Genomic DNA, 6219 nt, shown 5'->3' with positions numbered 1-6219 from the left:
CACCCCCAACCCCTCTCCCAGAGGGAGAGGGGAGTTGGCCCGGCTATTTTTGCCTAATGTGGAACTTTTTTCTGCCGGCAATCGTCTAGGCCGACAAGGCATTTTGGGCCTTTTCTCCACCCACCTGCTGGTATGACTCAGTTTGAGCTGCCTCCTTCCCCTTCCGCAAGGCCTGGCCGGCACAGCGTGATCTGGCTGGTGGCTGCGGCGGGGCTAACGGTCTTGCTCTGGCGGTTTCCCTGGGGCAATTACCTCCTCTACCCCTTTACTTTGTTGGCCACCTGGTTTCACGAGATGGGCCATGGCCTGATGGCACTGCTATTGGGGGGGGAGTTTCATCGTCTTGAGATCTATCCCGACGGCTCGGGGCTGGCCATTCACAGTGGCGAGCTGTTTTTGGGGCGGGTGGGGCGGGCCTTGGTGGCGGCTGCCGGGCCGATGGGGCCGCCCATAGCTGGGGCCCTGTTCATCCTCACCTCCCGCCGCCGCAGCACAGCTCGGCTGGGGCTGGTATTTTTGGGATCCCTGTTGTTGCTCTCGACGCTGCTCTGGGTGCGTTCCCCTTTTGGCCTTTTGTTCCTCCCGGCCATGGGTTTGGGCATCCTGGCAGTAGCTCGCTGGGCTGCTCCTTGGTTACAAAGCTTTGCCCTGCAATTTTTGGGGGTGCAAGCCTGCGTGAGCACCTATCACCAGCTCGACTATCTCTTTATGGACGCTGCTGTCATCGACGGGCGGTTGATCCTCTCCGATTCCAGCCAGATTGCCCAAAACCTGTTTTTGCCCTACTGGTTCTGGGGAGGGGTGATGGCGGTGTTTTCTTTGGTTCTGCTGATCACCAGCTTGCAACTGGCCTTTCGCGACTAGGGGGCAAAGCCGCAATTCTGGAAGTGATTGTTGTCACCTAAAAATCCGTCGCCCATCACTGCCCAGCCGAAAAAACCGCCGCTACAGTAGGGGGCATGAGGAGTGAGGAGTGTGGGAGCGGATTATGTGGCGAGACGTTATTGGACTGGCTCTGGCGGCTACGCTGCTGTTGATCAGCAAAACGGCGGCAGATACCCTCGGCGAGAGCAAAGTACCAACTCTCAGCAAACCTGAGCCAATCCATTTTGTTCCACTGCAGTGAGGTTGTGCGTCGAGGCGTTATCCCATTGCCGTTTTGTGCAACACTCATCCTAGAGTCTTTTCGTGAGGCCTGGGATCCCTGATGCGCATAGCCCTGTTTACGGAGACGTTTCTGCCCAAGGTGGACGGCATCGTTACGCGGCTTTGCCATACGGTGCGCCATCTGACGGCCCGCGGCAACTCGGTGCTTATCGTCGCACCGCAGGGGGCTCCCAGGCGGTTTGCCCGGGCACGGGTCTACGGGATCCCAGGCCTGCCCTTGCCCCTGTACCCGGAGTTGAAGCTGGCTGCTCCCGGCCCAGTCGTCGGCAGGGTGCTTAGCCGTTTCCGTCCGGATGTGATCCACGTGGTCAACCCTGCGGTTTTGGGGTTGGGGGGCCTCTACTACAGCCAAGCGATGGGGATCCCGCTGGTGGCCTCCTACCACACCCATCTGCCGAAGTATCTGAAGCACTACGGGCTGGGCTTTCTGGAGGGAGTTTTGTGGAACCTCCTCAAGCTAGGGCACAATTTGGCACGGGTCAACCTCTGCACCTCGACGGCGATGATGCAGGAGCTGAGCGCCCACGGCATCGAGCGGGTTCACCTGTGGCAGCGGGGGGTGGATACGGAGCTGTTTCACCCGCAGGCTGCTAGCCCAGAGATGCGGGCCCGCCTTACGGCAGGGCAGCCGGAGCGGCCGCTGTTGCTCTACGTAGGTCGGCTCTCGGCGGAAAAAGAGGTGGGGCGGATCCGGGTGTTGCTGGAGCAGATCCCGCAGGCGCGCCTGGCTATCGTGGGCGACGGGCCGGAGCGGGGATCCCTGGAGCAACATTTTGCCGGCCACGACGTGGTGTTTACGGGCTACTTGCAGGGGCAGGACCTGGCAGCAGCTTTTGCGTCCGCGGATTTGTTCGTGTTCCCCTCCCGCACCGAGACGCTGGGCTTGGTCTTGTTGGAGGCCATGGCTGCCGGTTGTCCGGTAATCGCCCCCCGCTGTGGCGGCATTACCGATGTGGTGGACAGCGGCCGCAACGGCTTTCTCTTCGATCCCGATTCCGACAGCGACTTTGTCCAGGCCACCCGGCAACTGTTGGAGAGTGCCGGGCAGCGGCAGCTCTTCCGGCAACAGGCCCGCCAAGAGGCCGAGCGCTGGAGTTGGTCGGCGGCCACACAACAGTTGGAGGAGTACTACCGCACCGTCATCGCCGAGTCGGGATCCGGCAAGAGCGCAGGCAGCGCGTGAGAATAAGAACAAAAGTCTTCAGCTAAGGAACAGCTTATCGCCCAGTCGCAGCGGATCCCCGACTATAGCAGAGCCCTGCTGCTGGAGCTGTTGCATCAGGGCATCCAGATCTCCTGGCAAAAGGAGCTGCAGGCAGCCTGTGGAGAGAATAAACTGCGGGTGGCCCACCCGCTCCAGGGATCCCAATCGTACCCTGCTGCAAGTGCATTACTTGGGCCTCCAGATCAGCCAGATCAGCGGTGCAACTCCAGGTCGCGTCTGCGCTGTAGAGCAACTGGGGAGCACGCTTAGGCGGAGAGGGGGCGCTCCCCTTCAATGGCCCGCACCTGCTCGACAAAGAACTCTTCTAGCGACTGCCGTTGCCAATGCAAGTCGGTCACCACTGCCCCCGCCTGGCTTAAAAGAGTGAGCAGCTCCGGCAGGGATCCGCCCCATTCCCCCGACCAATGGGATCCCTGGATCGAGAAGTGCTCGAGGCGGTCGCGGAACTGGTCGATGGCGCCACCGTGCCCTTGCACGCGGTAGCTTTTGCTCTGGCCCAGCAGCTCGTCCAATGTTCCCTGCTGCACCAACTTGCCGCCGACAATAATGCCAATGCGGTTGCAGATTACCTCCACATCCCCCAGGATGTGGCTGTTGAAGAACACAGTCTTGCCCTGTTGCCGGAGAGACAAGATGATCTCGCGCATCTGGTAGCGGCCCATGGGATCCAGCCCCGACATCGGCTCGTCCAGGAACACCAGCTCCGGGTCGTTGATTAGAGCCTGGGCTAGGCCAGTGCGCTGCAGCATGCCCTTGGAGTAGGTGCGCATTGGCTTTTTGCGGGCCGTATCTATAGAAAGCCCCACCAGCTCCAGCAGTTGCGGGATCCGCTCCTTGAGGAGGCTATCGGACAAGCGAAAGACCTTGCCCGCAAAATGGAGAAACTCCCAGGCAGTTAGGTAGTCGTAAAAGTAAGGGTTTTCCGGCAGATAGCCCACCTGCTGCTTGATGGAGCGATCCCCCAGGGGTTTGCCCAGCAAAGTGCCCCTGCCGCTGGTAGGCTCCACAATGCCCAGCAGACACTTGATCGTGGTGGTTTTGCCAGCTCCATTAGGCCCCAGTAGCCCAAAGGTTTCGCCACGGGCCACTGTTAGCGAAAAATCCTTGAGAGGGCTGACCACCTTGTTCAGCCAAAAGCCGGTGCGATAGGTTTTGCTCAGACCAGTGACGGCAATGGCCGGCTCAGGCTGCACGGCAGTCGCTTCTAGAGAGGGGGCCAACGTCTCGCTCATAGGAGGAGGCTGGGGTTGAAAAAACCAAGAAGAACTAAGCAGGATGCTAGCCTGCTCTCCAGTTTACGCTCTCCCCCCTTCTTTTGCCTCAGCCACTGGTTGGCAGCAACCTAGAAAGGCGTCTTGACCTTGGGTTGCTTAACCTTCAGCTCGCGAATCCGTTTCAACATCTTTTGGAAATACTCGGCCAGGTAGTCTTCAAGGGAGGTCAGAGAAGCCAGTTCAATGCCCAAGGCTTCGCACACAGGCGTCATGTCGGCATGCATCGGCTCCTTGGCGGCGATCACCTCCACAAACGCCAGCCGGTCGGCAATGTTCCAGCTCCACTGAAAGAACTGGGCCACCTTACGCGCCCCTCGCAGCAGCCCCAAAGGCATGGTGCTGACCTTGGCTTTTTTGCCGGAGAGCTGCTCGCACAGGGCGATGACCTCTTGGGATGTCCAGGCCTTGGGCCCCACCAAAGGGAAGATCTGCCGCTTGGCGGCTTCGACGCTGAGCGCTCGCACGGCAAACCGGCCTGCATCTAGGGTGTCGACGTAGGCCGTGGGGATGCTCTCGCTGGCTACCCAAACAATTTGCTCTTCCAAAATGGGGATGGCATACTGGCCGATCAATCCCTGCATGAAGCCCGCCGGACGAAAGATGGTGTAGGGCATCTGGGATCCGATCAAGTACTTCTCGATGTGGTGCTTGAAATTCATCAGGGGCACATTGGGGTACTCATGCTGAGCACCCATGATGGAGAAAAAGACGAAGTGGCCCACTTGGGCAGCCCGTGCCGCATTGATCAGAGCAACTTTGCCATCCCAATCCACCTGGCGGGCGCTGAGGGTGTCGGTTACCCGCACCGTGGCACAGTCGATCACCGCCTCGACGCCTTCCATCGCCGCTCGGAGCGTGCTGGGCTGCAGTAGGTTCCCCACCTTGAGGTGGGCGCCCCATTCACTCAAGAAAGCAGCCTTGGCCGGGTTTCGCACCAGACAAGTCACCTGATGCCCTTCTTCGATAGCCCGCCGCACCACCTGACGGCCCAGCGTTCCCGTTGCCCCCACAACCAGCACGTTCATAAAATTATCATTTCTTAACCTTAGGCTTAGTCTATCAGACAAAGGCAGCTTCCAACACAGAAGGATAGCTTGGTAGCCCCGAACTGGAGTGCGGGGCGGAAAAGCCCGTAATTGGCAATAACAGCGCCTTTACGAGTTTGTTTTTGAACTGCGTAAGAATCCCCCGCCTTTAGGCAATGGGAGTGTCAAAGCTCGGCCCAACTCTAAGCCATGAACAAAACAGGGATCCCCGACCCAAGGAGCTTTGCAGGGATCCCCAGCTCAGTCTGCTGCCGAGAGAGTGTTCACCCAGCCAGCTCGTTCATGCGTTGTGCCAAGGTGAAATCCAGTTCCGTAATGCCTCCGGCATCGTGGGTGGTGAGATCCACCCGCACGCGGTTGTAGACATTGGTCCACTCGGGGTGATGCCCCATACTCTCGGCCACCAAAGCCACACTGCTCATCCAGCCGAAAGCTTCCACAAAGGAGCGAAATTGAAACTGGCGATGCAGCTTCCCATCCTGCAAAGACCAGCCGGGCAGCTTCTCTAGCTTGGCCTGGATCTCGGCTTCACTGAGTTTGACAGGTCTGGACATGGGCCTTCCCTCCAGTCGATGCCATCGTTTCCATCACGTTTTCATCAAAAGAGCGGCTGCGGGCAGATCCCAGCTTCTTTACAAAACTTCGTAGTCTTCCAGTTCCTGGGAGGCGGCAGCAGGGCCGAGGGGTTTGTATAGCCAGTAGCCTTGCACAGCAAAGTGGGCCTGCCTATAGAAGTTAAGGGCAGCTTGATTGTGGCGGTAAACCTGCAAGGTGATGGCCGACAACTGCTGCTGGGATCCCCAGCGTTCTACCTGTTGCAGCAAAGCTCTGCCCAGTCCCCGCCGACGATGGGCAGGATCCACCCAGAGCAAAAAGACGTAGGCCACCCGCCGATGAGTGGCTTGGTCAGTAGAAATGCCGGCCCACACGCCGCCCACCGGCTCCCCTGTTGCTTCGTTGAGGATCCACCAGCAGGGAGTACGGGGGGGGTCAAAGAGGCGATCCAGGGTCGCTTCCAGGTGATCCCACTGGCTTTGCTCGGGGAAAGACTCCTGCAAGGTGGCCTGCAATCCCCGCCGCACCCAGGGCCGATCCCAGGCAGAGCCAATGCGCCAACGGTAACCAGCAGGCAGAGGGATCCCTTGGTCAGCCATCCTCAGACATCAGGAGAGCAGAGAAAGCCACCGGCGTCGCTTCCTCTACCGGGGCCGGCTGGGCCATATCTTCCGGCAGAAACGAGCGGATGCTCACCACCACCAGAGTAAATAGGAACACCAGCAGGATGAGAGCAGGAAAGATATATTGCCGCAGGATGTTCACGTTCCTACACAATCCTTTCAGTCTCTAGAGCATAGCGTGCAGAGGTGGATCCCTAGTCGGTCTTCCGGAAATCTCCTCTCCCCATCCTATCCTCATCTCAGCCCCTATCGACTAACCGGGCGGGATCCCGCGCGTCAACAAGGTGAGAGACTGTAGCCTATGATTCCAAAGTAAGCTCCGTCGTGCA

Annotated in this window: 9 protein-coding genes; 3 read left to right on the top strand and 6 right to left on the bottom strand. The window is 59.3% G+C overall.

Annotated features, from left to right (window positions below; translation table 11 throughout):
* The first annotated feature begins 132 nt into the window (after positions 1 to 132).
* The 3 genes from NW852_RS05615 to NW852_RS05605 all read left to right on the top strand — a co-directional run bounded on the left by NW852_RS05615 (position 133) and on the right by NW852_RS05605 (position 2350).
* Entirely contained in the window at positions 133 to 864 is a 732-nt protein-coding gene (locus NW852_RS05615; protein WP_414426532.1) for a M50 family metallopeptidase, read from the top strand.
* A gap of 124 nt (positions 865 to 988) precedes the next feature.
* Positions 989 to 1126 carry a hypothetical protein gene (locus NW852_RS05610; RefSeq protein ID WP_414365997.1) on the top strand — a complete coding sequence of 46 codons (138 nt, stop codon included), beginning with the start codon at positions 989 to 991 and terminating at the stop codon, positions 1124 to 1126.
* An 81-nt stretch (positions 1127 to 1207) separates the two neighbouring features.
* Positions 1208 to 2350: a glycosyltransferase family 4 protein gene (locus tag NW852_RS05605; protein ID WP_414372713.1), complete on the top strand. Its 1143-nt coding sequence runs from the start codon at positions 1208 to 1210 to the stop codon at positions 2348 to 2350.
* Between the two features lie 18 nt (positions 2351 to 2368).
* Here NW852_RS05605 and NW852_RS05600 read toward each other — a convergent pair whose 3' ends face one another.
* The 6 genes from NW852_RS05600 to NW852_RS05575 all read right to left on the bottom strand — a co-directional run bounded on the left by NW852_RS05600 (position 2369) and on the right by NW852_RS05575 (position 6032).
* Entirely contained in the window at positions 2369 to 2536 is a 168-nt protein-coding gene (locus NW852_RS05600) for a hypothetical protein (RefSeq protein ID WP_414365995.1), read from the bottom strand.
* A 101-nt stretch (positions 2537 to 2637) separates the two neighbouring features.
* Positions 2638 to 3624 (bottom strand): ABC transporter ATP-binding protein, encoded by a 987-nt coding sequence (locus NW852_RS05595; protein ID WP_414365994.1) that lies wholly within the window; start codon positions 3622 to 3624, stop codon positions 2638 to 2640.
* A gap of 110 nt (positions 3625 to 3734) precedes the next feature.
* A complete protein-coding gene (locus NW852_RS05590) occupies positions 3735 to 4691 on the bottom strand; it encodes an NAD(P)H-binding protein (protein ID WP_414372715.1) in 957 nt (318 codons plus the stop codon).
* A 284-nt stretch (positions 4692 to 4975) separates the two neighbouring features.
* Positions 4976 to 5266, bottom strand: a complete 291-nt coding sequence (locus NW852_RS05585) for a 4a-hydroxytetrahydrobiopterin dehydratase (RefSeq protein ID WP_414365992.1) — start codon at positions 5264 to 5266, stop codon at positions 4976 to 4978.
* Between the two features lie 78 nt (positions 5267 to 5344).
* Complete coding sequence (locus NW852_RS05580) at positions 5345 to 5866, bottom strand: GNAT family N-acetyltransferase (protein WP_414365991.1); 522 nt, start codon at positions 5864 to 5866, stop codon at positions 5345 to 5347.
* A complete protein-coding gene (locus NW852_RS05575; protein WP_414365990.1) occupies positions 5859 to 6032 on the bottom strand; it encodes a hypothetical protein in 174 nt (57 codons plus the stop codon). Before NW852_RS05575 ends, NW852_RS05580 begins: the two co-directional genes overlap by 8 nt.
* Positions 6033 to 6219 lie beyond the last annotated feature (187 nt).

The sequence above is a fragment of the Synechococcus sp. H60.1 genome (assembly GCF_047462335.1).
Taxonomy (GTDB): domain Bacteria; phylum Cyanobacteriota; class Cyanobacteriia; order Thermostichales; family Thermostichaceae; genus Thermostichus.
Note: the sequence above shows the minus strand (reverse complement) of the source record. Positions and strands in the feature narration are given on the sequence as shown.

Coding starts and splice junctions, on each gene's coding strand:
- NW852_RS05615 (WP_414426532.1), top strand. CDS start 133: ATGACTCAGTTTGAGCTGCCTCCTTCCCCTTCCGCAAGGCCTGGCCGG.
- NW852_RS05610 (WP_414365997.1), top strand. CDS start 989: ATGTGGCGAGACGTTATTGGACTGGCTCTGGCGGCTACGCTGCTGTTG.
- NW852_RS05605 (WP_414372713.1), top strand. CDS start 1,208: ATGCGCATAGCCCTGTTTACGGAGACGTTTCTGCCCAAGGTGGACGGC.
- NW852_RS05595 (WP_414365994.1), bottom strand. CDS start 3,624: ATGAGCGAGACGTTGGCCCCCTCTCTAGAAGCGACTGCCGTGCAGCCT.
- NW852_RS05590 (WP_414372715.1), bottom strand. CDS start 4,691: ATGAACGTGCTGGTTGTGGGGGCAACGGGAACGCTGGGCCGTCAGGTG.
- NW852_RS05585 (WP_414365992.1), bottom strand. CDS start 5,266: ATGTCCAGACCTGTCAAACTCAGTGAAGCCGAGATCCAGGCCAAGCTA.
- NW852_RS05580 (WP_414365991.1), bottom strand. CDS start 5,866: ATGGCTGACCAAGGGATCCCTCTGCCTGCTGGTTACCGTTGGCGCATT.